Origin of the sequence: Stenotrophomonas sp. YAU14A_MKIMI4_1 (assembly GCF_003086855.1) — a bacterium.
GTDB lineage: Bacteria > Pseudomonadota > Gammaproteobacteria > Xanthomonadales > Xanthomonadaceae > Stenotrophomonas.
In genome coordinates this window covers 546,802-571,651 of sequence record NZ_CP025998.1, presented here as the reverse complement: position 1 = coordinate 571,651, position 24,850 = coordinate 546,802, and the positions used below count along the sequence as shown (strand labels likewise).

Below are 24,850 nucleotides of genomic sequence, written 5' to 3'. Positions count from 1 at the left end.
GATCAGGCAACCACTTCGTCCAGCGCCTGGATGATCTTTTCCAGCGGCGCCGGCCGCCCCAGCAGGTAGCCCTGCACCTGGTCACAGCCGTGCGCGGCCAGCCAGTCCAGCTGGCCCGGGGTTTCCACGCCTTCGGCAATGATGGTCAGGCCCATGCTGTGGCCCAGCGACAGCAGCGCGCGGCAGATCGAGGCGTTGCGCGGGTTGGTTTCCACGTCGGCCACGAAGCTGCGGTCGATCTTCAGGATGTCCAGCGGCAGGTGCTGCAGGTAGGACATGCTGGAATAGCCGGTGCCGAAATCATCCAGCGACACGCAGATGCCCTGCTCGTGCAGGCGGCGCATGGTCTGCATGGCCTGCGCCGGCTTGCGCATCAGGCTGCTCTCGGTCAGTTCCACGTGCAGCGCGCCGCGGGCCAGGCCGAAATCTTCCTGGGCACGGGCGAACTCGGCCACCAGGTCGCTGTTGAAGAACTGCACCGCCGACACATTCACCGCGATCGGCAGCTCGCCCCAGCCGGCATCCATCAGTTGGCGCTGGGCCTGTGCGGCGGCGCGGATCACCCAGCGGCCCAGCGCCAGGATCAGCCCGGTGTCTTCGCACAGCTGGATGAACTCGCTGGGCGGAATGAAGCTGCCGTCCGGTTGCGGCCAGCGCAGCAGCGCTTCCAGCGCCGCCGGGCTGCCATCGCTGGCGTGGCGGATGGGCTGGAAATACAGCTGGAACTCGTTGTCGATGGCCGCATGGATGCGCCCGGCCAGGCGCAGGCGGTCGGCCAGGCGGGTCGACACGGCCGCATCGAACCAGGCCACCACGTTGCCTTCCACGCGGCCGGCATGTGCTGCCTGCGCGGCCATGCCCACCACCTGTTCGGCGCGCAGCGCATCGCCTTCCTCGCGCACGGCCACGCCGATGCGCGGCTCGAACTGGTGCAGCGAATCCTTGCCGCGCATCGGCGCCGACACGATCTGCAGCAGATCGTCCAGCACCGACTGGGTGTTGTGCTGCGGGGCAATGGCCAGCACGAAGTCTTCGGCCGGCTGGAAGGCCAGCGTGCCGAAGCGCGCGCCCAGCCCGCCCAGGCGTGCGGCCATCGACTGCAGGATGGCATCGCCGATGTCACGGCCCAGCGTATCGGCCACCAGCTGCAGGCCGCGCAGCTGCACGTAGGCGATGGTGTAGCCGCGGTCCTGGCTGTCCAGCTGTTCGCTCAGCGCGCGCACGTTCAACAGGCCGGTGGCCGGGTTGTGCCGCGCGCGGTAGGCCAGGTCACGCTCGTAGGCCAGGCGCTCGCTCACGTCTTCGGCCAGCACCAGGCAGGCGGGCTGGCCATCGAAATCCAGCCTGGACAGGTGCGCGCGCACTTCGAACACGGTGCCATCCTTGCGCCGGTGCATGCGCACGGCCGCATCCTGCAGTTCGCCCACGCGGGCGCGGGCAATGGCGCCCTTCACTTCCTCCCAGCCTTCGCGCGGGCGGATGTCCAGGATGCTCATGCCGAGGAATTCCTCGCGCGTGTAGCCGTACTGCAGCACCGCCGCTTCGTTCACTTCCAGGAAGCGCAGCGTATCGGGATCGAACACCCAGAACGGCGCCGGGTTGCGGTCGAACAGCAGGCGGAAGCGGCGCTCGACCTGGTTCATCTGCTCCTGCGCCAGGTGGCGCTCGCTCACGTCGGTCAGCGCACCGATCATGCGCCGCTGGCTGTCGGCCAGTTCCACCCGCTGCCCGCGCGCGGACACCCAGCGCACATCGCCGCCGGGCAGCACCAGGCGGAACATTTCATCCAGCACCGCGCCGCGCGCGAACGCTTCATGGAAGGCGTGCTGCAGCCGTTCGGCATCTTCGCGGTGCACGCGCCCGAAGAACTCCGCCACCGGCAAGGCATCGGTCTGCACGCCGAAGATCTCGCGCGCCAGCGGCGACCAGTGCAGCAGCGCGGCGTCTTCGTCCACGTACCAGGTGCAGACCCGGCCCACCTGGTGGGCCATGCGCAGTTCGGTATGGCCGGTGCGCAGTTCGGCCGCCATCCACTGCTGGCTGCGGGTGCTGCGGCGCATTGCGAACAGCAGGCCCAGCAACACCAGCACGTAGGTCAGCAGGATCGCCACTGCCGCATGCAGGTAGGGCCACCACGCGGCCAGCACATCGGCATCGGCCAGCCCCACCTGCACCGCCAGCGGGCTGTGTTCCAGCGTGCTGATGGTGGACATGCGCGGAATCTGGTCGACCACGCCGGGGAAGCTGCCCAGCTCCACCACCGCCGGTCCGCCCACCAGGTTGCGGTACGGCAGGGTGTAGCGGCGGCCCACCGTGCCATACGGATCGGGCACGCGCGCCAGCATGAAGCCGTCGGCATCGGTGATCGACACCATGCCATTGGGGCCCACGTCCAGCCCGCCGATGATGCGCTGCAGCTCGCCACAGCGCAGCCGCGCCAGCAGCCAGCGGTCGTCGGCCATGGGCAGGGCCAGCGGCACCACCCAGGTGCCATCGTCGGCGCGTTGCGGCGGCCCCAGGTACAGCGCGCTGCCCTGCCCGCGCCGCTGCGGGTCGGCCCACAGCGGCAGTTTCAGTTCGTCGGCACCGCCGGTCAGCGCGCGCCCATAGGCATCGACCACCACGATGCTGTGCAGTTCGGCATGCCGCTGCAGCACCCCAGCAATGGCCGCATCCAGCAGCTTCGGCGCCTGCGCCGGCACGTTGCTGAACAGCTCGGCGGCATCGCCGGCAATCCCGGCCAGTGCCCGTTCCAGGTTGCGCAGCTCCAGCGCCAGCAGGCGTTCACTGCCCACCGCCAGCGCCCGGCTCTGCCGCTGCGCAGCCTCCAGCCGGCGCTGGTGGTCGTTGGCCAGCATGGCCGCCATGCCCACGGCCAGCAGCACGCCAAGCGCCACGCCGCCCCAGGTGATGGCACGCAACGGCCGGGCCAACGCCCGTTTCAGCGCGGGCATCGGTCGGTATTCCCTGTGCAGACAGCTGGCTTCATGCGCGAACGATTCCTCCACATCCCCGACCAGAGCGGCCGCAGCGCGGCATTCTTGACGCCTGCACCTGCTCCGCGGGCCATTCCCTGTGTGGGTCCCTACCCCGCAGCATGCACCAGCGCGATGACTGCGTGAAGCGCGGCGGCGCGTGTTCAGCCAGATCGCGCACACCCGAACCCGTGCTGGCGCGCGTCCAGCGCTGCCGCAGAGGATTAGACTTGGGGTTTTCCGTCGCAAGAGAAGTCCATGTCCAAGCTGCGCCGTCCCACCCTGGCGCTGGCCATTCTCGCCAGCCTGTCCCTGGCCGCCTGCGATCGCCCGGCCGAGCCGGCGGCAGGTACGGCCGCCCCCGCCGAATCCGCGCCGGCTGCCGCCAAGCCGATGCTGGGCAGCTTCGGCTTCGATGCCAGCGGCATGGACCGCAGCATCGCCGCCGGCGATGACTTCTTCGGTTTCGCCAACGGCAGCTGGGTGAAGAACACCGAGATTCCGGCCGACCGTTCGCGCTTCGGCAGCTTCAACGTGATTGCCGAAAAGACCCAGGCCGATACCCGCGCCATCCTGGAAGGTGCGGCCGGCAACGCGCAGGCCAGCGGCGATGACAAGCTGATCGGCGATTACTACGCCGCCTACATGGATGAAGCCGGCATCGAGAAGCGCGGCCTGGCCCCGGTACAGCCGCAGCTGCAGGCCATCGGTGCGATCACCGACAAGGCCGGTCTGGCCCGTGCACTGGGCGATGACATGCGCGCCGACGTGGACCTGCTGAACGCCACCAATTTCTACACCGACCGCCTGTTCGGCCTGTGGGTGTCGGTGGATCTGCTGCAGCCCGACCGCACCGCGCCGTACCTGGTGCAGGGCGGCCTGGGCATGCCCGACCGTGACTTCTACCTGGGTGATGGCCGCATGGCCGAGCTGCGCAAGCAGTACCAGGCCTACATCGCCAAGGTGCTGCAGCTGGCCGGCGTGGCCGACCCGGCCGGCAAGGCGCAGCGCATCCTGGCGCTGGAAACCAAGATCGCCCAGGCGCATGCCACCCAGGAAGAAACCAACGACGTGACAAAGGGCGCCAACCCCTGGACCCAGGCCGATTTCAGCGCCAAGGCGCCGGGCATGGACTGGGCCGCGTTCCTGGAAGCGGCCAAGCTGGGCCAGCAGCAGGACTTCATCGTCTGGCAGCCCAAGGCCGTGGCCGGCCTGTCCAAGCTGGTGGCCACCGAGCCGCTGGATGCCTGGAAGGACTACATGACCTTCCACGCGCTGGACCGCGCCGCCAGCTACCTGCCCAAGACCTTCGCCGACGCCCGCTTCGCCTTCCACGGCACCGCGCTCAGCGGCACCCCGCAGCAGAGCGATCGCTGGAAGCGCGCGGTGGACGATGCCAACCACGCCGTCGGCGAAGCCATCGGCAAGCGCTACGTGGAAAAGCACTTCGACGCGAAGACCAAGGAACGCGCCGACGAGATGGCAAAGAACATCATTGCCGCCTTCGCCAAGCGCATCGATGCCCTGGCCTGGATGTCACCGCAGACCAAGGCCAGCGCCAAGGCCAAGGTGGCCGGCCTGACCGTAGGCATGGGCTACCCGGACAAGTGGCGTGACTACACCGGCCTGGAGATCCGCCGCGACGATCCGCTGGGCAATGCGCAGCGTGCCGAACGCTTCGAATACGAGCGCAACATCGCCAAGCTGGGCAAGCCGGTGGACCACAGCGAGTGGGCCATGCTGCCGCAGACCATCAACGCGATGAACGTGCCGCTGGAAAACCGCCTGGTGTTCCCGGCCGCGATCCTGCAGCCGCCGTTCTTCGACGGTGCCGCCGACGATGCGGTGAACTACGGTGCGATCGGCGCGGTGATCGGCCACGAGATCAGCCATGGCTTCGACAACGCCGGCGCGCTGTTCGATGCCACCGGCAAGCTGCACAACTGGTGGACCGCCGAAGACCTGAAGCAGTTCAACGCCGCCGGTGATGCGCTGGCCGCGCAGTTCAGCAGCTACGAACCGTTCCCGGGCGTGCACGTGAACGGCAAGCTGACCCTGGGCGAGAACATCGCCGACGTGGCCGGCCTGGGCACCGCCTACGATGCCTACCAGCTGTCGCTGCAGGGCAAGCCGGGCCAGACCCTGGAAGGCTTCACCCCGGACCAGCGCTTCTTCCTGGGCTTCGCCCAGGCCTGGCGCAGCAAGAGCCGCGAGCAGGCGCTGCGCAATTCGCTGCTGACCGACGTGCACGCACCGGGCCAGTTCCGTGCGCTGACCGTGCGCAACATCGACGCCTGGTACCCGGCGTTTGAAGTGAAGGATGGCCAGAAGCTGTACCTGGCCCCGGAAAAGCGGGTCAAGGTGTGGTGATGTAATGCGAACGGGCGCCGAAAGGCGCCCGTTTCGTTTGCGGGGGGGCGGGATGCTCTGGTGGATGCCACCCCCATGCTCTGGTGGGTGCCAACCTTGGTTGGCAACGCAGGGCATCTCATCCACGCATGGCGTGGATCTACTCTGTGCCAACCTTGGTTGGCACGATCCTTCCGGCACCCATCCACGCATGGCGTGGATCTACGCTGTGCCAACCAAGGTTGGCACCTACCCAAGGCGGGGCGCCGGGTGCCATCCACGCGTAGCGTGGATCACCGCGCGTAGCGTGGATCACCGCGCGGCCGGCCACTCGCGCAACACCTCCACCGGCACGCCCATGCGTGCGCACGCCCGGGTGGCCAGGCCATCGGGCAATGCGCGACGGAACAGCGGCGCCATGCCCTGCATCAGCTTCGCCGAAGCCGCCGCCTGCGCACGCTGTGCAGTCGTGCGTTCCAGCATCGCCTCGGCCCAGTCCGGCAACAGCGCCGCGCCCGCGCCCAGGAACACCGCGCGTGACAGCCCCGGGATCGGCACCGGCAGGTTCACCGCAGACAGCACGTCCAGTACTTCGCGCGAACGCGCATCGGCCATCAACTCGGGCTGGCGCGCACAGAAATACGCCGCCACTTCGGCCTCGCTGCGCGGCACGTCCACCGCGCCCAGCGCCTCGGCCACGCAGCGGTACTCGTCGTAGTAGCGGTCAGCAATCGCCTCGGGAACCTCGCGCCCATAGCGGCGGTAGCCCTGCAGGAAGCCGTAGGCCTCGGTCACGTGCACCCACGTCAGCAGGTGCGGATCGTCAGCCGCATACGCCTGGCCCTGTGCGGTGCGGCCGCGGATCTGCGCATGGATGTGGCGCACCTTGGCCACCAGCGTTTCCACTTCGCCACTGGGCGCGTAACTGGTGCCGGCCACGAAGGCCGTGGTGCGGCGCAGCCGCCCCACCAGGTCCTGGCGGAAATTGGAGTGGTCATACACGCCGGCCAGCGCGCGCGGGTGCAGGGTCTGCAGCATGAGCGCGCACAGCCCGCCGGCCAGCATGGACGGCAGTTCCGCATGCACGCGCCAGGTGATGCTGTCCGGCCCGAACCAGCCGGGATCGCCCTGCGGGTGGTCGTAATCGATGCCGCTCTGGCCACGCGGGAAGGCGTCGAGCACCCAGCGGCGGATGGGCGCGGTAACCGGGCGGGTCAAGCGGTGCAGCAACGGCGGCATACGGGGTCCAGTGGGTGGCGGAATCGACCGGGTTCTGCGCGGTCCGGCTTGATTCTGGGCGATCCGGCGCCCTGCGGCGAGCCCGACGGCCACGCCGCAGCAGCATGTGCGCACGCAGCACGATTCACCCTGCGACATCTTGTCGCAGCCTGTGAATGCGATGGTGCGCCGCACCAATCTTCACGCATTCAGGCAAAACCCTTGCGCCCCTTCGCTTTGCGCCCATTGCACCGGCCGCTGGAAGTGCTAGAACTGAATCCGCCACATCGTCCAATGCTGATCGACGCACGTTCCAGAAAGGAGCCAGCCATGATTGCTTTGTTCAAGGGTTTGGGAATGCTGCTGCGGGACAACGAGCTGTACAGCAGCCCGTTCGAAAAACAGGTCGCGCACTGGCGCAACCTGAGCGAGCAGCAGATCCGCGACGAGGTGGCCGTGCTGGCCAAGGCCAAGTGCCAGTGGCTGATGGCCTCGATCGTGGGTTGGCAGGCAGCGTCGCTGCTGATCCTGGGCCTGATCGCCAACTACCTGTGGCGCGACGACTTCCATATCACCTTCACCCGCGTGGTGATCGTGTTCGGTTCGTGGGTGTCGATCCTGTTCGTCATCTGGTTCATGGCCAACATGTTCGACCACACCGCCGGCTTCGAACGCTGGATGAAGGCCTTCAACAGCCGCGCGCGCATCAGCTCCAGTGCCGACAGCGTGGAATGCGTGGCCGAGGCGCTGGACCTGGCCGAGCATTACCCGGAAGTGCTGGACTACAAGCAGGCGGTCACCGCCCGGCGCGAACTGCGCCATGAAGACATCCGCATCATGACCGAGATCGGGCGCATGAAGCAGCACTCGGAACTGGTGGGCCGCCTGAACCATGTGGGCGAGACCGAACACCACCACGACATGACGCTGCAGCCGGCGTTCTGATCACCCGGAAAGCGGGGGGAGCCACAATGCCACCGTGCACTGCCACGGTGGCATTGTTCTTTCTGGCGCCTGCTACATGCCGCGGAACAGGCTCATGAACGGCTGGCTGACCACCAGCGTTTCCGGGCGCTGGCGCAGGCGCAGCACGCCCCTGCCGGTATCGTCGCGGCTGACCGCCGCCACCGCCTTCATGTGCACGATGGTGGAACGGTGGATCTGCCGGAACTGCTGCGGGTCCAGCGCCTCCAGCAGTTCGCGCAGCGGCGTGCGCAGCAGGCTCTCGCCCTCGGCGGTGACCACCGTGGTGTACTTGTTGTCGGCGCGGAAATAGACCACGTCATCCAGCATGATCAGCTGCGTTTCGCGGCCATTGCTGGCGGTGATCCAGGCCAGCGGCGGACGCTCGGGCTGTGCCTGCGACGGGCCCAGACGCTGCAACAACCGCTCCAGCACGGCATCGTCCTGGCGCGTGGATGGCAGGCGCGACAGGATGCGTTCGCGGGTGGCCAGCAGGCGCTCATCGCTGACCGGCTTCAGCAGGTAGTCCATCGCGCCCTGTTCGAACGCATCGATGGCGTACTGGTCGTAGGCGGTCACGAACACCACCTGCGTACGCGGGCTCAGTTCGGACAGCGAACGGGCCACTTCGATGCCGCTGATGCCCGGCATGCGGATATCCAGGAAGGCGATGTCCGGCTGTTTCTCAGCCAGTTGCTCCAGCGCGCTGGCGCCGTCCTCGCACGCGGCCACCAGCTTCAGTTCCGGCCACAGCCGCGCCAGTTGGTCCACCAGTGCCTGGCGCAGCAGTTCTTCGTCTTCGGCAATCAGGGCTTCAAGCGGCATGGGTGCGCTCCTTGGCCGGCTGCGGCAGGGTCATGGTAGCGGCCACGCCCGAGGGGAAGTTGGCCACGATCGCCACGCCGGCCTGCTCGCCGCAGGTCAGGCGCAGGCGCTCGCGCAGGTTCTTCAGGCCGATGCCGGTGCCGCTGGTGCCCTGGCCGAAGCCCAGTCCATCGTCGGCCACCGTTACGGTCACGTGGTCATCGAAGCCACGCGCCAGGATCCAGATCGTGCCGCCACCCGGCTTGGGCTCCAAGCCGTGCTTGATCGCGTTTTCCACCAGCGTCTGCAGGGCCATGGCCGGCAGGTGCACACCCTGCAGTTCGTTGGGCACCTGCACTTCCACCGCCAACCGCGCGCCCATGCGGATGCGCAGGATTTCCAGGTAGGCGCGTGTGCGTTCCAGCTCCACGCCCAGCGTGGACACCGATTCATCCACCTGCGGCAGCGAACTGCGCAGGTACTGGATCAGGTGCCCCAGCATCTGATCGGCGCGGCCCGGATCGGTGCGGGTCAGCACCTGCGCATTGGCCAGCGTGTTGTACAGGAAGTGCGGTTCCACCTGTGCGTGCAGCAGGTTCAGCCGCGCCACCGACAGTTCCTTTTCCACCTGGGTCTGCTCGGCGGCGGCCTGTTCGTCGCGGCGCTGGTCGGCCACCCGGCGGCTGATCGCGCGGGTCACCGCTTCGGCGTTCTCGTAGTTGCTGCCTTCATCCAGCGCCAGGAGATCGGCCCACCAGCCGGCATCGGGCTCGAACAGCAGGGTGACCGTACTGGTGCCCTGCCCCGGAGTGACCGTGGCCTGCACGCTGTTGCGCTTGATCGCCAGCCGCGCCGGCAGGTTCCAGCGCGAGGGCTGGCGGCCGTTCCAGGGGTCCACGCGACGCACGTAGGCGCGCACCTGCAGGCTGCCGGCCGAACTTTCCACGTCTTCCACGCGCGGCAGTTCGGCCACCGCCGCCTCGACCACCGCGTAGGCCTGGCCGGCGTCCATGGGCAGTTCCACTTGGCGCCGCTGGCGGCCAGACAGGGTGCTGCCGTCCAGCTTGCCGGCCACCATCCACACCCGGCGCACATGGGTAATGGCGCTGCCCAGCGCGGTAATCATCAGGAACATCGCCAGCAGGCCGAAGATCCAGCCCGGGCCATCGTTCATGCCGCTGAAGATGCCACTCCAGACCATGCCCGCCACCAGCAGCGCCACGGCCCAGGCCAACAAATGACGAACAATGAGAGTAAGGCTGGCGAACACGGCAGTGCCTTGGTGGGAAGGGGTGAGCCGAGCATAGGCCGGCGCACCGGGCAGACAAGCGGCCTGCGACGAAGCCCCGGAAAGCGGGGATGGAAGCTGTTACAGCAACGCCGGGCATGGCCCGGCGCTACCGGTAGGTGGCGGGGCAGCGCCCCGCCTTGCCTTACTTGCGCTGGTCGGCGCTGGCGTCACGCACGGCGCGGAACGACTCGTCGGTGCTCCAGTTCGGCCAGCTGCGCGAGTTGGCCAGCTGGCTGCCCAGCGTGTAGAGCACTTCCAGGTCGCGTGCCGCACCGGCGAACACCCAATCCGGCTGCCACTCGTCGCCCTGCTGGTGGTAGCGCTTGGCGGTGTAATCGTCGGACGCCTTCTTGCCCGCCGCCACGCCACCGTCCACCCAGTCCTGGCCGGCCGACCAGGACAGCGCCGGCACGCCGCGCTTGGCGAACGAGAAGTGGTCGGAACGGAAGAACAGGCCCGCTTCCGGCTTCGGGTCGGGGGTGTAGCGGATGTCCCAGCCCTTGGCCACGTCCTTCAACTGGTCCAGCAGCTCGAAGCGCGCGGTGCCGTAGATGCCGAAATCACGCGACGGACCGAACGGCGCCATGCCGTCCATGTTGATCATCGCCACGGTCTTTTCCAGCGGGTACAGCGGATGGGTGGCGTAGTACTCCGAACCCAGCAGGCCCTTTTCCTCGGCGGTGACCGCCAGGAACAGCACCGAACGTTCCGGGCGCTTGCCCTTGGCGAAGCCACGGGCCAGTTCCAGCAGCGAAGCGGTGCCGCTGGCGTTGTCCAGCGCACCGTTGAAGATGCGGTCGCCACGGGCATCGGGCTCACCCACGCCAATATGGTCCCAGTGCGCGCTGTAGACGATGGTCTCGTCCGGGTAGCGGCTGCCTTCCAGGCGCGCGGCCACGTTGTGCGAGGTGATCACCTCGGTCTTCACCGCGTACTTCGCATCCAGGCTGGCGCCGGTCAGCGGCACCGGGGTGAAGTCGCGCTGCTGCGCCTGCTTCTTCAGCGCCTCGAAATCCAGGCCGGCCGAGCGGAACAGGTCCACCGCCAGATCGCGCTGGATCCAGCCTTCCAGCGTCGGATGGGTGTCGGCGGGATTGTCACGCACCACGTCGAACATGGTGTTGGTGTTGGAGCCGGCCACGGTGGCCCAGCCGTAGGATGCCGGCGCGGTCTCATGCACGATCAGCACGCCCAGCGCACCCTGGCGGGCACCCTCTTCGTACTTGTACGGCCAGCGCCCGTACCAGGTCATGCCCTTGCCGTCGAAGTCGCCCTTGCCGGTCTCGAAGTCGGGGTCGTTGATCAGCACCACGGCGATCTTGCCCTTCAGGTCCACGCCCTTGAAGTCGTCCCAGTTGCGTTCCGGCGCCTTCACGCCATAGCCCAGGAACACCAGCGGTGCCTTGCTGATATCCACCGCGCTGGCACCGTTCATGGCCGCGCGCACGGCAATCTGCTTGCCCTGCTGCAGCGCCACGGTCTTTCCGCCCTGGTGCAGCGCCAGCTGCGGCGCGCCGACGATATCGCCCTTGAGCAGCGGCACGGCCTGGGTCCACAGGCGCTTGCCATCCTTCAGGTCGCCGCCCGGCTGCAGGCCGGCGTCGGCGAACTGCTTGCTGAGGTAGGCGATGGTCTTCTCTTCGCCGGCGGTGGCCGGCGAACGGCCTTCATACGCGTCGGAGGCCAGCTCCTTCACATCGGCGGAAATACGCGCGCCGTCGAACTTCGGCGTGGCCGCCATCAATGCGCTGCTTACCGAAAGGGCCAGCAGGCCCAGTGCCACTCGTTTCATTGCTCTCTCCAGCAGGACAAACCTACCGGAGTGTAAGGGGTTCGGCAGGGCTGCGCCCTGCACCCGCCGAAGCCAGGGCAACAACAGAAGCTACAGCTGGCTTCCTGAGGATCGGCGGGGTGGGTCCGGTCGCGGGGGACGCTGCAAGTACGTCCATGTAAGCTCGGTCGCCGCATCCATGCGGCTCACGCCCCCGCAACCGGACCCACCCCGCCTTCGACAGATTCTCGGTCCTGATGGTAGGTGTCGACCTTGGTCGACACGGACACAGACACGAAGGGGTCAGAGCCCTTTCCCGACGGGAAAGGGCTCTGACCCCGCGCGATGTCCTACCAGTTCGGGTCTTCTGCCGGTGCGGCAGCGGCCTTGGGCTTGGGCTTGGCGGCCGGGCGTGCGCTGGCGGCCGGTGCCGCCGATGCGCTTGCCGTGGCAGCCGCAGCCGGCTTGCTGCCCAGCTTCTGCCGCAGCTCGATCTGGCCCGGGCGGAAGCCACCACGGGTGGCGTCCACGCCGTCTTCGATGGTGCCGTACGAGGTCTGCGCGGCCACGCGATCCACGCGGATGGTGCAGCACGGGTGCTCGCTGCGGCCCAGCGAACGACCGGTCTGCGGGTCCTTCAGTTCTTCGCCCAGGCGCACGGCCTGCCAGCGCTGGCCGGCCTGCAGCGTTTCACCGCCCTGGCTCAGTACCACCTGGTCGCCGTCCACCGACACCACCGACACAGGGAACAACGTGGTGACGATGGTCGTACCGATCTGCCCGGACAACGATTCCATCATCGAGGCGGCCATGTTGCGGCCGTTGACCACGCGCGGCAGCGTGCTGGGGCCGGTGGAGGCCAGCTGGTGGTCGAAGCTGTCGGACATCACCACCTGGCCGGTGGTGGCGTTGACCAGGCGCAGGGTGATGCGGCCGCCACCGGAATACGAGGTGACCTGGCGATCGGACATGCGCAGGTTGCGCACGCTGCGCGGGTACTCGAAGCGTTCGATGGTGGGAATCAGGATCAGATCGGTCGCCAACTGCTGGCCGATGCGTGCAGTGTCCTGCAGGCGCACGTTGCCGCTGTTGATGTGGTCGATCTCGGCCTGCAGTTCATCACCGAATTCGCGGTCCAGCACGATGAAGCGCTGGGTCTGGGTCAGCGTATCGGACAGCCGTGCGCGAATGGCATCGGCCACTTCGCCGGCATCCACGCGACCATCGCCCACGGCATAGCTGCCGGACTTGGTGCGCGGCAGGGCCACCACGATCTTCGGCTTGCCCTGCTCGTCCGGCGCGCGGTACTGGGCAATCTGCGCACGCACGCGCACCTTCCAGTAGCTGCGCATGCTGCGGTGGGTCACGTCCGAATCGAACGAACTGGCGCCGCGCTTGGCGTCCACCTGTACGTTCTCTTCGTAGTTTTCCTTGTAGCTGGCTTCGGCCGAACCACCGCCGCCGGAGGCCTTCGCCGAGGCCTGGCCCGACGCGCTGGCCGAGGCCGAGCCCTTGAAGCTCCAGCCTTCATCGCTGGCGCGCACGCGGGCAATGGTCTCTTCATCCAGCTGCCGCACTTCGTCCTGCGACAGGATTTCATAGCCCAGCACCGCACCCTGCGAGCCGGCAATCATCTGCTGGGTGAACGCGTCGGCGCGGATGTCGCCGACGTGTTCCCCATCCACGTCCACATGCAGGCCTGCGCGCAGGCCCTGCATCTGGCTGGCCACGCGCACGCCATTGACCTGCGCCACCGCCGATTGCAGGGCGGCCAGCACCGCCAGTTCCGGCGTGCTGCCGATACCATCGGCCTCGCGCGCGACCTGGGTGGTGCCGCCGAAATCCGGCGTGCCGCGCAACGGCGCGTCGTCGGCCGGTGCGTTGCTGGCCAGCGCGCTGGCTGCCTTTTCCTTGGCGGGGACCGGCGCGGTGTCTGCCGCCGGGGCTTCCTTGTCGCCACAGGCCGCCAGCAAGGCAGCGGCCAGGCCCAGGCCGATCAGTCGGGTGGTGGTGCGCATGGACATGGACCTGCGATCAGAGGCTGTCGAGCAGCGAATCGGCGTTGGACGGCACCTTCACCTTGCTCTTCTTGGCGAAGGTCACGGCCGACTTGGACGAGCTGTACAGGCCCTTGATGAAGCCCGGCGATTCCTTGGCCACCCACGCACCGGCAGCCAGCTTGCGGCCCACGGTGGCCAGCTGGGTGGCGCCCAGGTTCTTCATGCCCGCGGTGAAGTTGCCGGCTTCGCCGCCCAGCTTCTGTGCTTCGGCGGCCGAGGCCAGCATCGACACCAGGCCTTCGGCGTAGTGCTGCTTCGATTCGGCGCTCAGTTCCGGCTGCGCGGCCACGCGCTCATCGATGGCGGCCTGGGCCGACTCGCTCACCGAGACCGACTTCTTCATGGCATCCACGCTCACCGAACCGGACGACAGCGCCTGGCGCTCGGCTTCCAGCAGCTGCACCTGCTCGGCCAGGCCGAAGGCACGGGCGAACGAGGTCTGTGCCTGCAGCGAATGCGACTGCGAGCTGACGAAACGGCGCACCAGCGCTTCCTGCGCGGCTTCGTCCGGTGCAGCGGCGCTGGAGGCGCTGGCGGAGGTGCCGGTGGCGGCACCGGCCAGATCCTTCAGCTTGCCCAGGCCAGCGTGGGCCGGCATCGACAGGGTGGCGGCGGCAATGGCCACGGCAAGAGCGGTAGTGCGGATCATGGAATTTCCTTTATGACAGAGACGGCCGCGGTGCGGCACACAGGCAACGGGGTAGCGCCGGGCCGTGCCCGGCGTTGGAACGCGGCGGATCAGCGAACGGCCTTGACGTTCAGTTCGTTGATCATCTGCTGCGCGGCCTTTTCAGCGGCCAGCTGCAGCGCGTTGGTACGGGCCACGGTCTCGTTCGGGCCGGTACCGGAGTACTGCACCGGGCCGACCGACGACACGGTGCGCGGGAAGCGACCGGTCACGTCCAGCACCTTGCCGGTCACGGTGACAAACACGCGGGTGTTGCCGCTGGCCGGATCACGATCGCGCATGCCCACGTCCAGCGTGCCCACCGCGATGTACGGAATGTTGGCCGCGCGGATGCCGTTGGCGGTATCGCGCAGGGTGGCCGGGGCCAGATCGTTGCCAGTGCTGAAATCCTTGCGGATGCGTTCGATGTTCAGCAGGCCGCGCGACTCACCTTCCACGTACTCCGCTTCCACCACTTCATAGCCGGCGGCACTGAAGGCACCGGTCATGGCGGTGTTCACTTCCGCCGCATTGGCCACCTTCCAGCTGATGTTGTCGCTGCGCGCGGTGGTGCTGCCGCCGGTGGTGACCGACATCGAGCCGTTCTGGTTGATGCTGCCGTTGGTGCTGACCGAGTTGCCACGGAACGAATCACCTTCGCGGGTGTTCTCGCTGTAGCTGGTGCTCACGTCGGCGCGGCGGTATTCCTTGTCCTGGAACGACTGCACGGTGTCCTGCGAGCGCGCCATGAACAGGAAGGTCAGCAGCGAACGCTGTGCCGCGGTGGCGCCGGCCACGGCCGAGCCGGCATCCAGCTTGGTCTGCAGCAGCGTGGTGTTGATTTCCGCACGCACGGTCACGCTGTAGGTCTTGGCCTTCTTGTCTTCGTTGTCCGACAGCTGTACGGCGCTGAGCACGTAGCGGTCGATTTCACCGATGAACTCGGCGCGGCGCGCTTCGAACAGGCGCAGCTTGGCTGCACCGGTTTCGGCGATGTACGCCTCCAGTGCATTCACCTTGGCCTTTTCCAGGGCTTCGGCACGGGTGCCGGCGCTCAGGCGCAGGCTGTAGCTGGCCGATCCGGTGCCGCGGGAGCTGGCGGACTGCGCCGCCACCGGTGAAGCCACCGCCAGGGCGATGAGGACGAGCAGGATGGTACGCATCAACGACATGACTTGATCAACTCCTGGAGGGCTTGGGTCTGCTGCTGCAACGGGCGGCCGCCCGGCTTCTGTTCGTCCAGCCAGGTGCGCGAATCGGCACGCTTGGCGGCGGCGCCGGCGAAGGCATCAAAGCCCGCCAGCAGGGTTTCGTAGCTGGCCGACCACTGGTCAACCTGCCATTGCGTGACCGGCACCACCTTGGTGGCGCCCTTGCGCAGCGGCTGTTCGAAATAGACCTTGCCCGAGAACGGCTCGGTCACCTTCGCGGTGAAGAACGCGCCGAACAGCATCGTCTTCATCGCCGGGGTTTCTTCGATCACGCCGTTCTTCAGCGCATCCACCTGCACGCTGATCAGGTAATCGGCCTCGGGAATCTTCAGCTGGTAGACCTTGCCGTCGGCAAAGCGCGCGGCCATGGCACCGCCGATCGCCTGACCCGAGGCCGGCGGCAGCAGGCCGACGCCGGTGTTGGACGACAGCGTCTTGGACAGCTCGTGGGCCAGGGTGGCGCGCAGCGTGTCGGCCCACTTCGGGTCCGGCAGCTTGGCCAGCGTGGCATCGGACAGGGTGACCGCGCCCACCTGCAGGCGGCGCGTGGCCGCTTCCGGCAACCTGGCCTGAGCCAGGGCCTGGGCCAGCACCTGCGACAGACTGGTATCGGCGCTGCCATACAGCAGATCGGCCACGATCGCGTCGATATCGTCGCGGTCCGGGCGGTAATCGTGCACGTCAATGCGCTGCAGGGTAAGCGGATAGGACGCAATCACCTGGCGCTCGCGGAAGTCGAAGAACAACGCCTGCAGGGCCACTTCCACAAGCACTTTGTACTGGTTGCCGATCGGCTCGACCGACACCAGTTCGCGGTCCAGTGCGGCAGCCAGCACGGTAGCGCTGGTGGTGCCGTCCAGCATGGCCACCGGCTGGTCGATCAGCTCCAGCTGCGCCGGCTTGCGGCGTTGCAGTGCCTGCCACAGGGTCTGGTTCAACGGCAGCAGGCCGCGCGATTCCAGCACTGCCTGCGCGTGCGGCGTGGTCGCCTTTACGGCGGCGGCATCGGCGGTATAGGCGAAACCGGCCCAGTAGGCCTGCTGTGATTTCTCTGCGGCCTGGGTTGCCAGCGGCCAGACGGCCAGGCACAACGCATAGGCAAGCAGGCGCGCAAAAGCGCGCGGCGCGCTCTTCGTCCTTGAAAACATCCAACCGCTCCTGGGTCTACACACGGAATGCGAACGCATTCACGTTCGCTGGGCGCGAAACATAGCCGCTCAGGCGTCCGCCCACAAGTGCTGCCTTGGTCGGCTTCAGTTTTCCGGGGCGTGGCCGGCCCTCTCCCGCAACACGGCGCGCTCGGCGGCATTGGGGCTCTGTGCCGCCGCCATGGCAAACGCCTCCCGCGCATCCGCCTCCCGCCCCAACTGCAGCAACAGCTCGCCGCGCACCACCTGCAACGGTGCATAGCCCTGCAGCCGTGCATCGTCCAGCAGCGGCTGCAGCAGCGCCCATGCGGCGAACGCGCCGTCGCTGCGCGATACCGCCACCACGCGGTTCAGTGCCACCACCGGCGAAGGCAGCACCTGCAACAGCTGTGCGTACAGCGCCGCGATGCGTGCCCAGTCGGTATCCACCGCCTGCCGCGCGGCGGCATGGCAGGCGGCAATCTGCGCCTGCAGCACGTAGACATCGTGCTGGCCACCGGCGGCCAAGGCCTGCGCCAGCGCCTGCTGCCCACGCGCGATCTGCAGCCAGTCCCAGCGCGCGCGGTTCTGCTGGTCCAACAGCACCGGCATGCCCTGCGCGTCCACCCGCGCTGCCGCGCGCGAGGCCTGCAGTTCCATCAGCGCCAACAGGCCCAGCACCGGCGGTGCTGGCATGCGATGGGCCAGGATGCGCGCCAGTCGCAGGGCTTCCTCGCACAGCGCCGGGCGCATCCAGTCATCACCGGCGCTGGCCGCGTAGCCTTCGTTGAAGATCAGGTAGATCGCTTCCAGTACCGAGCCAAGCCGCTCCGGCAGCGCGTCGGCGCGCGGTACCTCATACGGCACCTGCTTCTGCGCCAGCGTGCGCTTGGCGCGCACGATGCGCTGGGCGATGGTGGGCTCCGGCTGCAGGAACGCGCGGGCGATCTCCACCGTGGTCAGGCCACCCAGCAGGCGCAGGGTCAGCGCCACCCGGGCATCGGCCGGCAGCAGCGGGTGGCAGGCCACGAACATCAACCGCAGCAGATCGTCGCCCAGGTCGTCTTCCAGCATCTGGTTGTCATCGGGCGCGGGCAGCGCGGCCGGGTGCAGCAGCTCGCCCCACTGCGCGTGCTGCTGGGCCACGCGCTGGTGCTGGCGCAGCACATCGATGGCACGGTTGCGTGCGGTGGTCATCAACCAGGCCCCCGGGTTGTCCGGCATGCCCTGCGCCGGCCAGCGCTCCAGCGCGGCCAGCCAGGTGTCCTGGGCCAGCTCTTCGGCACGGCCCACGTCACCGCCCAGCAGCCGTGCCAGGCGCGCGATCAGCACGGGCGATTCCATTCGCCACAGGGTATCCATGCGCTGGGTCAGGGTGGGCTCGGCCATGTGCCGATCACAGCATCAACGGCCGGGCCCCACAAGCGTGCCGCTCACCCCGGTTCACCGTCCATGTGCGCGATCTCCCACAGATGGCCATCCAGGTCCTGGAAGCCACGCTGGTACATGAAGCCGTAATCGCGCGCCGGCTGCGGTTCGCGGGCACCGGCCGCCAGCGCCTTGTCCACCAGCGTATCCACCGCCTTGCGGCTGTCCGCCGACAGGCAGGTGATCACCTCGGTGCTGGCCTGTGCATCGGCAATGGCCTTGGTGGTGAACTGCTGGAAGAACGGCTTCACCAGCAGCATCACGAAGATGCTCTCGCTGATGACCATGCAGGCCGCGTTCTCGTCGGTGAACGCGGGATTGAACTGGTAGCCCAGGGCGCTGAAGAACGCCTTGGACGCCTCCAGATCCTGCACGGGCAGGTTGACGAAGATCATCTGCGGTTGCGCTGCACTCATGGTCTGCTTTCCTTGGGTTGAAGAGAGGGCCGGTTACGGCTGCTTCATGCAGTTGACCATCCACGGCTTGCCGAAGCGGTCGATCAACATGCCCCAGCGGTGCGCCCAGAAGGTTTCGGCAATCGGCATCTGCACCTGGCCACCTTCGGCCAGCGCGGCGAACACGCGTTCGGCCTCCTCGATGCTGTCCACGTCCACGTTGATGGTGGTGGCGCTGCCACCCTCGCCGCCGGGACCATCGGCGGCCATCAGGATCGCCGCACCGATTTCCAGCTGGCTGTGCGCCACGTGGTCCAGCGTTTCCGGCGGCATTTCGCTGCAACCGGGCTCATCGGACGGCGGCATGTCGCGGTACTTCATTTCCGACGTGACCTGGCCGCCCAGCGCCTTGGCGTAGAACGCCATGGCATCGTGGGTCTGGCCGCTGAAGCCAAGGAAGGGAATCAGTTTCATGGCATTGCTCCATTGGGAAGGCGGGGGCGTGGGTGCCGGGGCGTACCCGGCGATGGCACTACGGCGGGCTCAAGCGTCGATCTGGTTCCGCAGACGCTGTTCCTGTTGCTGTAATTCGGGGGTGAAAGCCTCGCCGAAGTCCTCGGCGGTGATCAGCGGGCGCAGTTCCAGCGCATCACCGGGCTTGAACGGTGCGCGCCGCGCCCACTCGATGGCTTCGTCCAGCGACCGCACTTCCCACAGCCAGAAGCCGGCGATCTGGTGCTCGGCCGGGCCGAACGGGCCGGACTGCACGGTGGGTGCGTCCTCACCGAACTGAATGCGATGGCCGCGGGCGGTGGCGTGCAGGCCTTCGCCGGCGAGCATGATGCCGGCGGCGACCAGTTGTTCGTTGTAGGCGCCCATGGCGGTAAGTTCCGCTTCGCTGGGCATGCGCCCGGTTTCGGAATCGGCGCTGGCTTTGACGATCACCATCACTTTCATGTCGGTCTCCCGTGGGCGGCAGTGGCGCGCCCTTCACTCTTACAACGAACGAGGAGGACGGGGATCGACAGGTTCCTGGAAATTATTTTTCCCGCGGAGCGCGCGCCTTCGGCGGGGGTCGGCGAACGGCGGAGCCCCTCCGTGGTGGGGTGCTTGGTCGCGGAAAGCTGGGCTTTCTGCGAGAGGGCCGGGCGGGTGGGGCTGGCGGGGACGCCGTGAATCCGTCCGTGGAGGCTTAGCCGCGCCATCCATGGCGCGGATACCCCGCCAACCCCACCCGCCCGGCCCCAGACAGGTTCACGCGACTGACCCACTACGGTAGATCAAGAGAAAAAGGCAGAAGCAAAAGCAAAGGCGGTCTGCGCGCGGTGCCGGCCCTGGAGCGAAGCGACCCGCTTTTCGCTTTTGCTTGTGATTTCCCGTGGTGGGTCAGCCGCGTGAACCTGTCCGAGGTCGGTGGGGGTGGGGACGCGGGACCGCAGGCGCCATGGATGGCGCCTACGAGCCTCCATGGATGGATTCACGGCGTGTCCCGCGGCCCCACCCCCACCGGCCCAGCCAGCGCTCCCCCAAAAATGCCCACCACGGAGGGGCTCCGCCGTTCGCCGCTCCCCGCCGAAGGCGCGCCTCTCGCGCTGCAGCATGATTCCGCGCAGACCTGCGCCATCATGGTCACCCCGCCCGCCACGCCAGGACCACCCCATGCAGCAGTACCTGCTCCTGATCTACATCGAGCCCGCCCTGCTGCAGGCCCTGCCCAGCGAAGAGTTCAACGCGCTGATGCGCGACTGCCTGGCCCACGCCGACCAGCTGCAGGCCGAAGGCACCCTGCTGGCCGCACAGAAACTGCAGCCGGTGGACACCGCACAGACCCTGCGCGTGCGCGACGGCCACAGCCGCGTGCTTGATGGCCCCTTCGCCGAAACCCGCGAACTGCTGGCCGGGTTCAACCTGATCGTGGCGCGCAACCGCGACGAGGCCATGGCCATCGCCCGCGACTTCCCCTGGGCACGCTTCGGCAGCATCGAAGTGCGGCCGCTGGAAGACATGGACGCCGAACGCGAACGCTGCGGCGCGCCTGCCGCTACGGCAGCAGCCGCACCCTGACCTCGCGCCGGCCAACGCCTTCGTTGCCACTGTAGTCACGCGCACTGGCACGCACGATGTACTCGCCCGGCGGCAGCGCCGCCGGCTGCCAGCGCCCGGTTTCCATCAGGCCATCGCGCACGGTGTTGGTCACCAGGTAGCGGAAGCGGGTAACCGCGCTGCCGTGCACGGTAATGCCGCTGTCCGGCGCATAGGCCACCTTCGCCGCCAGGTTCTGCGGCGGCATGCGGTTGAACACGATGTTCCAGCGCGGCTGCTCGTAGCCCTGCAACGCCTGGCCGTTGCCATCCAGGATCTGGTAACCCACCTGGTACGGCCCCAGCCGGCGGCGTGGCAGGTTGTTGTCCACCTGGTCCCACGCCTCCACCACGATCTGCACGCCACGCCCCTGCCGCGCCACCATCACCACGCCATCGCTGCCCGGCGCCATGGGTTGGTCGTTGTCGTCCAGCAGGGCCACGTCGGTGATGCGCGGGGCGAAGTGGTCGGCGTAGTTGTGGAAGCCCAGTGCCACCGCATTGGTCTCGAAACCACCGGTGCCCAGCGCCAGGTGCACGTGCGCCTGGCTGTTGATGCTGCCCAGTCGATCCCCCACGTGGATGCGCGTGCCACGACGCACGCGGATGCGCTCCAGCGTTCCATCGTCGGCGTACAGCGGCTGCCAGCGTGCATCGAAGGGTTCACCGCGCGGTGTGCGGCCCACACGCATGTGGATGTACTTCAGGCGATCCACCGCCAGGCCTTCGCCCTGCCCGCCCAGGCTCCAGGCGGCGATCGGGCTGCTGATCTTGCCCTCGGCAATGGCCAGCACGGTCTGCCCCACATCGCCACGCACATCGAAACCGCCGTGCAGGTGGTGGCGGCTCTCACCCTTGAAGTTGCCACGTACCTCGCCCAGCGTGCCCACCACTTCGTGCCAGCCGTCCTGCGGTGCCAGCGGCCAGCGTCCGCCCGTATCGGGCAACCCGGCATCGGCGGCCGGACCCACCAGGGCCGGTGCAGGAAGCTCGCCCACCGGCAGCGGGCGCAGGCGATGCAGGCGGTAGGCAGTCGAATCAGCCACCAGCACGCTGCCATCGGCATCTACGGCCAGACCACTGGGGCGCGCCAGGCGGGGCAGGCGGTCGTTACCCAGCAGCGCGATCTGGTGGCCCTGCGGGGTGATCTGCAGCACGCGCCCATCGAGGTCGCCTACGTACAGCACGCCATCGTGGGTCGTGGCCAACGACAGCGGGGCGTTCATCACCCCGCCGCTCCTCACCACCGTACTGACCGTGCCGTCGGCGCCCACGCGGCGCACTGCGTTGTTGAACAGATCGGCCACCAGCAGCGCGCCATGCGCATCGAAGGCCAGCGCCACCGGGGTATCGAACCGCGCCTCGCCGCCGATCGCATCGGTGAACCCCGGGCGGTCGCCACCGGCCAGGGTCCGCACCTGGCCATCGGTGCCGATCACGCGGATGCGGTCGTTCCAGGTATCGGCCACGAACACCTGGCCCTGCGCATCCACGGCGATGCCCATCGGCCCATCGAAGCGCGCCTGTGCGGCGGGTCCATCGGCATACCCCTGCTCGCCGCCGGCCAGCGTGGTCACCTGCCCGTCGGCAGAAATGCGCCGGATCGCGTGGTTGCCGGTGTCGGCCACGTACAGGTTGCCCTGCGCATCGGCGGCAATGCCCGAAGGCGTGTGGAAGCTGGCCTGCAGCGCCGGGCCGTCCACGCGCCCCTCGCCCTGCCCGGCCACGGTCTGCACGCGGCCATCGGGCCACCAGCGGCGGATACGGTTGTTGTCGCCGGCGTCGGTGAAGTACACCGCGCCCTGCGCCGTGCGCACCACTGCGTAGGGATCAGCGAAGCGCGCCTGCGCGGCCGCGCCATCACGATTGCCGGGATGGCCATCGCCGGCCAGCGTTTCGATCTGCGCCGTCCAGGCCAGGGGCGTGGGTTGCGGCCCAGCGGGTGCGGATACCTCGGTGGCCCGATCAGGCCACCAGGTGGCGGCCAACGCCGCTGCGGTCACCACCACCACGCCCACCACCCACCACTGCCGCTGTGCCATCGCTACGCGTCATCCCTGCCGATTTCAGCCCACGACGATAGTCGCTGCACTGTCGTTGTGCCACCACCTGCAGCGCCGGCTACCCGGCCCTTGCTTGCCGCCAGCCGCGCGGCGGGTTTCAATCAGCGCTCACGCCAAGGATGGAACCGCCATGTCCCCTGCCCGCCTGCTGCCGCTTGCGCTGTCCGCCGTCCTGCTGGCTGCGCCTTTTGCTGCGGGGGCTGCCGACAGCACCGCCGCCACCACGTTCCAGCAGCGCTGGGAGAACGCGCAGACCACCGCCACCAGCGGCAATACGCTCGGCGCGATGGTCGAATTCGAAAAACTGATCGACGATCCGCAGTTGGCCACGCTCTCACCCGAAGCGCGTGCCGAGGGCGCGCGGGTTGGCGGCGTGACCGCGTACCTGCAGCATGACAACCCTCTGGCCCGCCGCTACCTGCAGATGGCGCTGGCGATCGACCCGGGCGACGTAGAGGCCTTGATGCCGCTGGTGTCGGTCGACCTGAGCGAAGACCAGAACGAGCTGGCCGTCACCCATCTGCTGCAGGCCACGGCGCATGCGCGCGAGCCGCTCGAATTCGATACCCAGGTGGTCAGCTTCCTGCAGTACACGCTGCGCGACCAGCCTGCGCGCCGGCGCGAGGTGCTCAAGGCCCTGTTCGACAACGGCTGGAAAAGTGATGGACTGGAGCCAGGCGCCTTCTGGGTGCTGCTGGCCAGCCTGCAGATCGACACCGATTCGGGCCGGAATGTAGCGGCCACGCTTGAACGCGTGCGGACACCGCTGGAACTGATCACCCTGCGCAGCGACAAACGCTTCGACCGCTACGTGGATCGCAATGACCCTCGTTATGACCCGGAGCGCGCAGCGCGCCAGTACCTGGACGAGCTGCGTGTTTCCAGCCTGCTCGATCGCAGCCTGGACGCCGCGCTGGTCGATTTCAGTTCCACCCAGTTGATGCTGGGCGAGAACGAGCAGGTCGTGCAGTTCAGCGACGGCATCGCCGGATTCGTGGCCGAAGGCAACCTGCCCAATGGCCCCGAGGCGCAATGGCTGGCCTGGCTGCTGAGCAACCGGATGATCGCGCTGCGTCGGCTGGATCGCCTGGACGATTCCGTGGCCACGGCTCGGCTGGCCGAGAAGGTGGGTTCACGCGGGCCGGACCATGTCGACCACATCATCAACCTGGCCTTCATGCTGGCTGCCACCGACCAGCTGGACGAGGCCGTGTCGGTGCTGGCGCGGCTGGAGGACCTGAGTCCCTATGGCGAATCGGCGCAGGCGCTGGTGGGCTTCCTTGCCGCACGCAAGCGTGGCGACGCCGCCGCCGAAGCCAGCGCGCGGGCCACCCTGGTACGCAACCGCGACACGGCACGCACCTTCCACCGGGAAATGCTGCTGGAAGAAGGCGACCTGGACGGTGCAGCCGCTGCGCTGATCGGCCAGCTGCAATCACCCGATGACCGCAACGAAGCCCTGCTGGACCTGCAGGACATGCGCGTCTACCCGTCGCTGCCCACCGAAGTGCAGATCGATGCACGCTGGCGGCAGCTGAAGCAGCGTGCCGATGTGCGCGCGGCCATTGCCAAGGTAGGCCGGGTGGAGCGCTACGCGCTGTATGGAAACGCGTCTTCGCGCTGAACCACTCTACTTCGCCGGCACTTCGCTACGGATGCCCATCGCCTGGCGGTAGCGCGCGTACAGCGCCATCACCTTCTCCACGTAGGCCAGGGTTTCGGCATACGGCGGCACGCCGTTGTAGCGGGCCACCGCACCGATGCCGGCGTTGTAGGCTGCCGCCGCCAATGGGCGGTCGCCGTTGTAGCGGCGCAGCAGGCTGCGCATGTAGCGCGCGCCGCCGTCGATCGATTGCTGCGCCGAAAAGGGATCGCGCACGCCGTACTCCACCGCGGTTTCAGGCATCAGCTGCATCACGCCCTGCGCGCCCTTGCGCGAGACGGCAAGCGCATCGAAGTTGCTTTCGGCATGGGCGATCGCACGCAGCCAAGCGTCGTCCACGCCGGTGGCCTTGGCTGCTGCCTTGAACTGTGTTGCATGTGGGGCCAGCTGCGGCGCGCCAACCTTGCCCAGGCCTTCATGGGCCGGCTCGCCCGGCGGCGTGGCCACGGTGAATTTCAGGTACACCCGCGATCCGGGCAGGTTGCGGGTGGAATAGACCAGGGTGCCGTCCTGCTCGCGCTCGTACAGCACGCCGCTGAACACCCCCATGTTGCCCCACAGGTTGGGCGCCTGCACCGCGTTGTCGTCAATCTGTTTTGCCGTACAGCGCGAGCCCGGCTCGGGCGCGGTGGCCAGGCTGACCGTGTTGCCCTGCACGCAGCGGTACACCGTGCGCGCGCCAGCGTGGCCAGGCCACAGGCCCAGCAGGAGCGACAGCGCAACGGCGGCACGGCAGGGCAACATGGCGGCCGGATGATCCGGCCGCGCCCGCTAAATCCGGGTG

The 24,850-nt window shown here is 68.0% G+C and carries 19 protein-coding genes; 4 read left to right on the top strand and 15 right to left on the bottom strand.

Going from position 1 to position 24,850, the window contains the following annotated elements:
• Positions 1–2 precede the first annotated feature (2 nt).
• Complete coding sequence (locus C1931_RS02485) at positions 3–2,954, bottom strand: EAL domain-containing protein (RefSeq protein WP_234412866.1); 2,952 nt, start codon at positions 2,952–2,954, stop codon at positions 3–5.
• A gap of 279 nt (positions 2,955–3,233) precedes the next feature.
• On the opposite strand from C1931_RS02485, the gene C1931_RS02480 reads away from it, so the two are divergent.
• Positions 3,234–5,345 (top strand): M13 family metallopeptidase, encoded by a 2,112-nt coding sequence (locus C1931_RS02480; protein WP_108755297.1) that lies wholly within the window; start codon positions 3,234–3,236, stop codon positions 5,343–5,345.
• A 291-nt stretch (positions 5,346–5,636) separates the two neighbouring features.
• Here the strand turns inward: C1931_RS02480 and C1931_RS02475 are convergent, their stop codons facing one another.
• Positions 5,637–6,563: an oxygenase MpaB family protein gene (locus C1931_RS02475; RefSeq protein ID WP_108755296.1), complete on the bottom strand. Its 927-nt coding sequence runs from the start codon at positions 6,561–6,563 to the stop codon at positions 5,637–5,639.
• Positions 6,564–6,872: 309 nt separating this feature from the next.
• On the opposite strand from C1931_RS02475, the gene C1931_RS02470 reads away from it, so the two are divergent.
• Complete coding sequence (locus tag C1931_RS02470) at positions 6,873–7,487, top strand: hypothetical protein (RefSeq protein WP_108748360.1); 615 nt, start codon at positions 6,873–6,875, stop codon at positions 7,485–7,487.
• Between the two features lie 72 nt (positions 7,488–7,559).
• On the opposite strand, the gene C1931_RS02465 is transcribed toward C1931_RS02470, so the two are convergent.
• The 11 genes from C1931_RS02465 to C1931_RS02415 all read right to left on the bottom strand — a co-directional run bounded on the left by C1931_RS02465 (position 7,560) and on the right by C1931_RS02415 (position 19,216).
• Positions 7,560–8,330: a LytTR family DNA-binding domain-containing protein gene (locus C1931_RS02465; RefSeq protein ID WP_108755295.1), complete on the bottom strand. Its 771-nt coding sequence runs from the start codon at positions 8,328–8,330 to the stop codon at positions 7,560–7,562.
• Positions 8,320–9,579 carry a histidine kinase gene (locus C1931_RS02460; protein WP_108755294.1) on the bottom strand — a complete coding sequence of 420 codons (1,260 nt, stop codon included), beginning with the start codon at positions 9,577–9,579 and terminating at the stop codon, positions 8,320–8,322. Before C1931_RS02460 ends, C1931_RS02465 begins: the two co-directional genes overlap by 11 nt.
• Before the next feature lie 163 nt (positions 9,580–9,742).
• Positions 9,743–11,392, bottom strand: coding sequence for a M28 family metallopeptidase (locus C1931_RS02455; RefSeq protein ID WP_108755293.1), 1,650 nt, complete (start codon positions 11,390–11,392; stop codon positions 9,743–9,745).
• Between the two features lie 329 nt (positions 11,393–11,721).
• Positions 11,722–13,389, bottom strand: coding sequence for a CsgG/HfaB family protein (locus C1931_RS02450; RefSeq protein WP_108757626.1), 1,668 nt, complete (start codon positions 13,387–13,389; stop codon positions 11,722–11,724).
• A 16-nt stretch (positions 13,390–13,405) separates the two neighbouring features.
• Entirely contained in the window at positions 13,406–14,080 is a 675-nt protein-coding gene (locus C1931_RS02445; protein WP_108752036.1) for a hypothetical protein, read from the bottom strand.
• A gap of 89 nt (positions 14,081–14,169) precedes the next feature.
• On the bottom strand, positions 14,170–15,270 hold the full coding sequence (locus C1931_RS02440) for a hypothetical protein (protein ID WP_108755292.1): 1,101 nt from the start codon (positions 15,268–15,270) through the stop codon (positions 14,170–14,172).
• Complete coding sequence (locus C1931_RS02435; protein WP_108755291.1) at positions 15,261–16,457, bottom strand: hypothetical protein; 1,197 nt, start codon at positions 16,455–16,457, stop codon at positions 15,261–15,263. The genes C1931_RS02440 and C1931_RS02435 overlap by 10 nt, the downstream gene beginning before the upstream one ends.
• A gap of 105 nt (positions 16,458–16,562) precedes the next feature.
• Entirely contained in the window at positions 16,563–17,825 is a 1,263-nt protein-coding gene (locus tag C1931_RS02430) for a sigma-70 family RNA polymerase sigma factor (protein ID WP_108755290.1), read from the bottom strand.
• A gap of 44 nt (positions 17,826–17,869) precedes the next feature.
• On the bottom strand, positions 17,870–18,280 hold the full coding sequence (locus tag C1931_RS02425; protein WP_108755289.1) for a VOC family protein: 411 nt from the start codon (positions 18,278–18,280) through the stop codon (positions 17,870–17,872).
• A gap of 33 nt (positions 18,281–18,313) precedes the next feature.
• Complete coding sequence (locus tag C1931_RS02420; protein WP_108748350.1) at positions 18,314–18,733, bottom strand: VOC family protein; 420 nt, start codon at positions 18,731–18,733, stop codon at positions 18,314–18,316.
• A gap of 69 nt (positions 18,734–18,802) precedes the next feature.
• Positions 18,803–19,216: a YciI family protein gene (locus C1931_RS02415; protein ID WP_108755288.1), complete on the bottom strand. Its 414-nt coding sequence runs from the start codon at positions 19,214–19,216 to the stop codon at positions 18,803–18,805.
• Positions 19,217–19,918: 702 nt separating this feature from the next.
• Here C1931_RS02415 and C1931_RS02410 point away from each other — a divergent pair.
• On the top strand, positions 19,919–20,323 hold the full coding sequence (locus C1931_RS02410) for a YciI family protein (protein ID WP_108755287.1): 405 nt from the start codon (positions 19,919–19,921) through the stop codon (positions 20,321–20,323).
• On the opposite strand, the gene C1931_RS02405 is transcribed toward C1931_RS02410, so the two are convergent.
• Positions 20,301–22,382: an NHL repeat-containing protein gene (locus C1931_RS02405; RefSeq protein WP_108755286.1), complete on the bottom strand. Its 2,082-nt coding sequence runs from the start codon at positions 22,380–22,382 to the stop codon at positions 20,301–20,303. The two genes, C1931_RS02410 and C1931_RS02405, sit on opposite strands and share 23 nt — an antisense overlap.
• 151 nt (positions 22,383–22,533) lie before the next feature.
• On the opposite strand from C1931_RS02405, the gene C1931_RS02400 reads away from it, so the two are divergent.
• Positions 22,534–24,027, top strand: coding sequence for a hypothetical protein (locus C1931_RS02400; RefSeq protein WP_108755285.1), 1,494 nt, complete (start codon positions 22,534–22,536; stop codon positions 24,025–24,027).
• 6 nt (positions 24,028–24,033) lie between these two features.
• On the opposite strand, the gene C1931_RS02395 is transcribed toward C1931_RS02400, so the two are convergent.
• On the bottom strand, positions 24,034–24,810 hold the full coding sequence (locus tag C1931_RS02395) for a lytic transglycosylase domain-containing protein (RefSeq protein WP_108755284.1): 777 nt from the start codon (positions 24,808–24,810) through the stop codon (positions 24,034–24,036).
• Between the last annotated feature and the right edge of the window lie 40 nt (positions 24,811–24,850).

Excerpts from the sequence above, each read along its gene's own strand:
- C1931_RS02415 (WP_108755288.1), bottom strand. The coding sequence starts at position 19,216 with ATGAAAGTGATGGTGATCGTCAAAGCCAGCGCCGATTCCGAAACCGGG.
- C1931_RS02485 (WP_234412866.1), bottom strand. The coding sequence starts at position 2,954 with ATGCCCGCGCTGAAACGGGCGTTGGCCCGGCCGTTGCGTGCCATCACC.
- C1931_RS02430 (WP_108755290.1), bottom strand. The coding sequence starts at position 17,825 with ATGGCCGAGCCCACCCTGACCCAGCGCATGGATACCCTGTGGCGAATG.
- C1931_RS02400 (WP_108755285.1), top strand. The coding sequence starts at position 22,534 with ATGTCCCCTGCCCGCCTGCTGCCGCTTGCGCTGTCCGCCGTCCTGCTG.
- C1931_RS02395 (WP_108755284.1), bottom strand. The coding sequence starts at position 24,810 with ATGTTGCCCTGCCGTGCCGCCGTTGCGCTGTCGCTCCTGCTGGGCCTG.
- C1931_RS02405 (WP_108755286.1), bottom strand. The coding sequence starts at position 22,382 with ATGGCACAGCGGCAGTGGTGGGTGGTGGGCGTGGTGGTGGTGACCGCA.
- C1931_RS02480 (WP_108755297.1), top strand. The coding sequence starts at position 3,234 with ATGTCCAAGCTGCGCCGTCCCACCCTGGCGCTGGCCATTCTCGCCAGC.
- C1931_RS02445 (WP_108752036.1), bottom strand. The coding sequence starts at position 14,080 with ATGATCCGCACTACCGCTCTTGCCGTGGCCATTGCCGCCGCCACCCTG.
- C1931_RS02435 (WP_108755291.1), bottom strand. The coding sequence starts at position 16,457 with ATGTTTTCAAGGACGAAGAGCGCGCCGCGCGCTTTTGCGCGCCTGCTT.
- C1931_RS02450 (WP_108757626.1), bottom strand. The coding sequence starts at position 13,389 with ATGCGCACCACCACCCGACTGATCGGCCTGGGCCTGGCCGCTGCCTTG.
- C1931_RS02470 (WP_108748360.1), top strand. The coding sequence starts at position 6,873 with ATGATTGCTTTGTTCAAGGGTTTGGGAATGCTGCTGCGGGACAACGAG.
- C1931_RS02475 (WP_108755296.1), bottom strand. The coding sequence starts at position 6,563 with ATGCCGCCGTTGCTGCACCGCTTGACCCGCCCGGTTACCGCGCCCATC.
- C1931_RS02455 (WP_108755293.1), bottom strand. The coding sequence starts at position 11,392 with ATGAAACGAGTGGCACTGGGCCTGCTGGCCCTTTCGGTAAGCAGCGCA.
- C1931_RS02420 (WP_108748350.1), bottom strand. The coding sequence starts at position 18,733 with ATGAAACTGATTCCCTTCCTTGGCTTCAGCGGCCAGACCCACGATGCC.
- C1931_RS02410 (WP_108755287.1), top strand. The coding sequence starts at position 19,919 with ATGCAGCAGTACCTGCTCCTGATCTACATCGAGCCCGCCCTGCTGCAG.
- C1931_RS02440 (WP_108755292.1), bottom strand. The coding sequence starts at position 15,270 with ATGTCGTTGATGCGTACCATCCTGCTCGTCCTCATCGCCCTGGCGGTG.
- C1931_RS02425 (WP_108755289.1), bottom strand. The coding sequence starts at position 18,280 with ATGAGTGCAGCGCAACCGCAGATGATCTTCGTCAACCTGCCCGTGCAG.
- C1931_RS02465 (WP_108755295.1), bottom strand. The coding sequence starts at position 8,330 with ATGCCGCTTGAAGCCCTGATTGCCGAAGACGAAGAACTGCTGCGCCAG.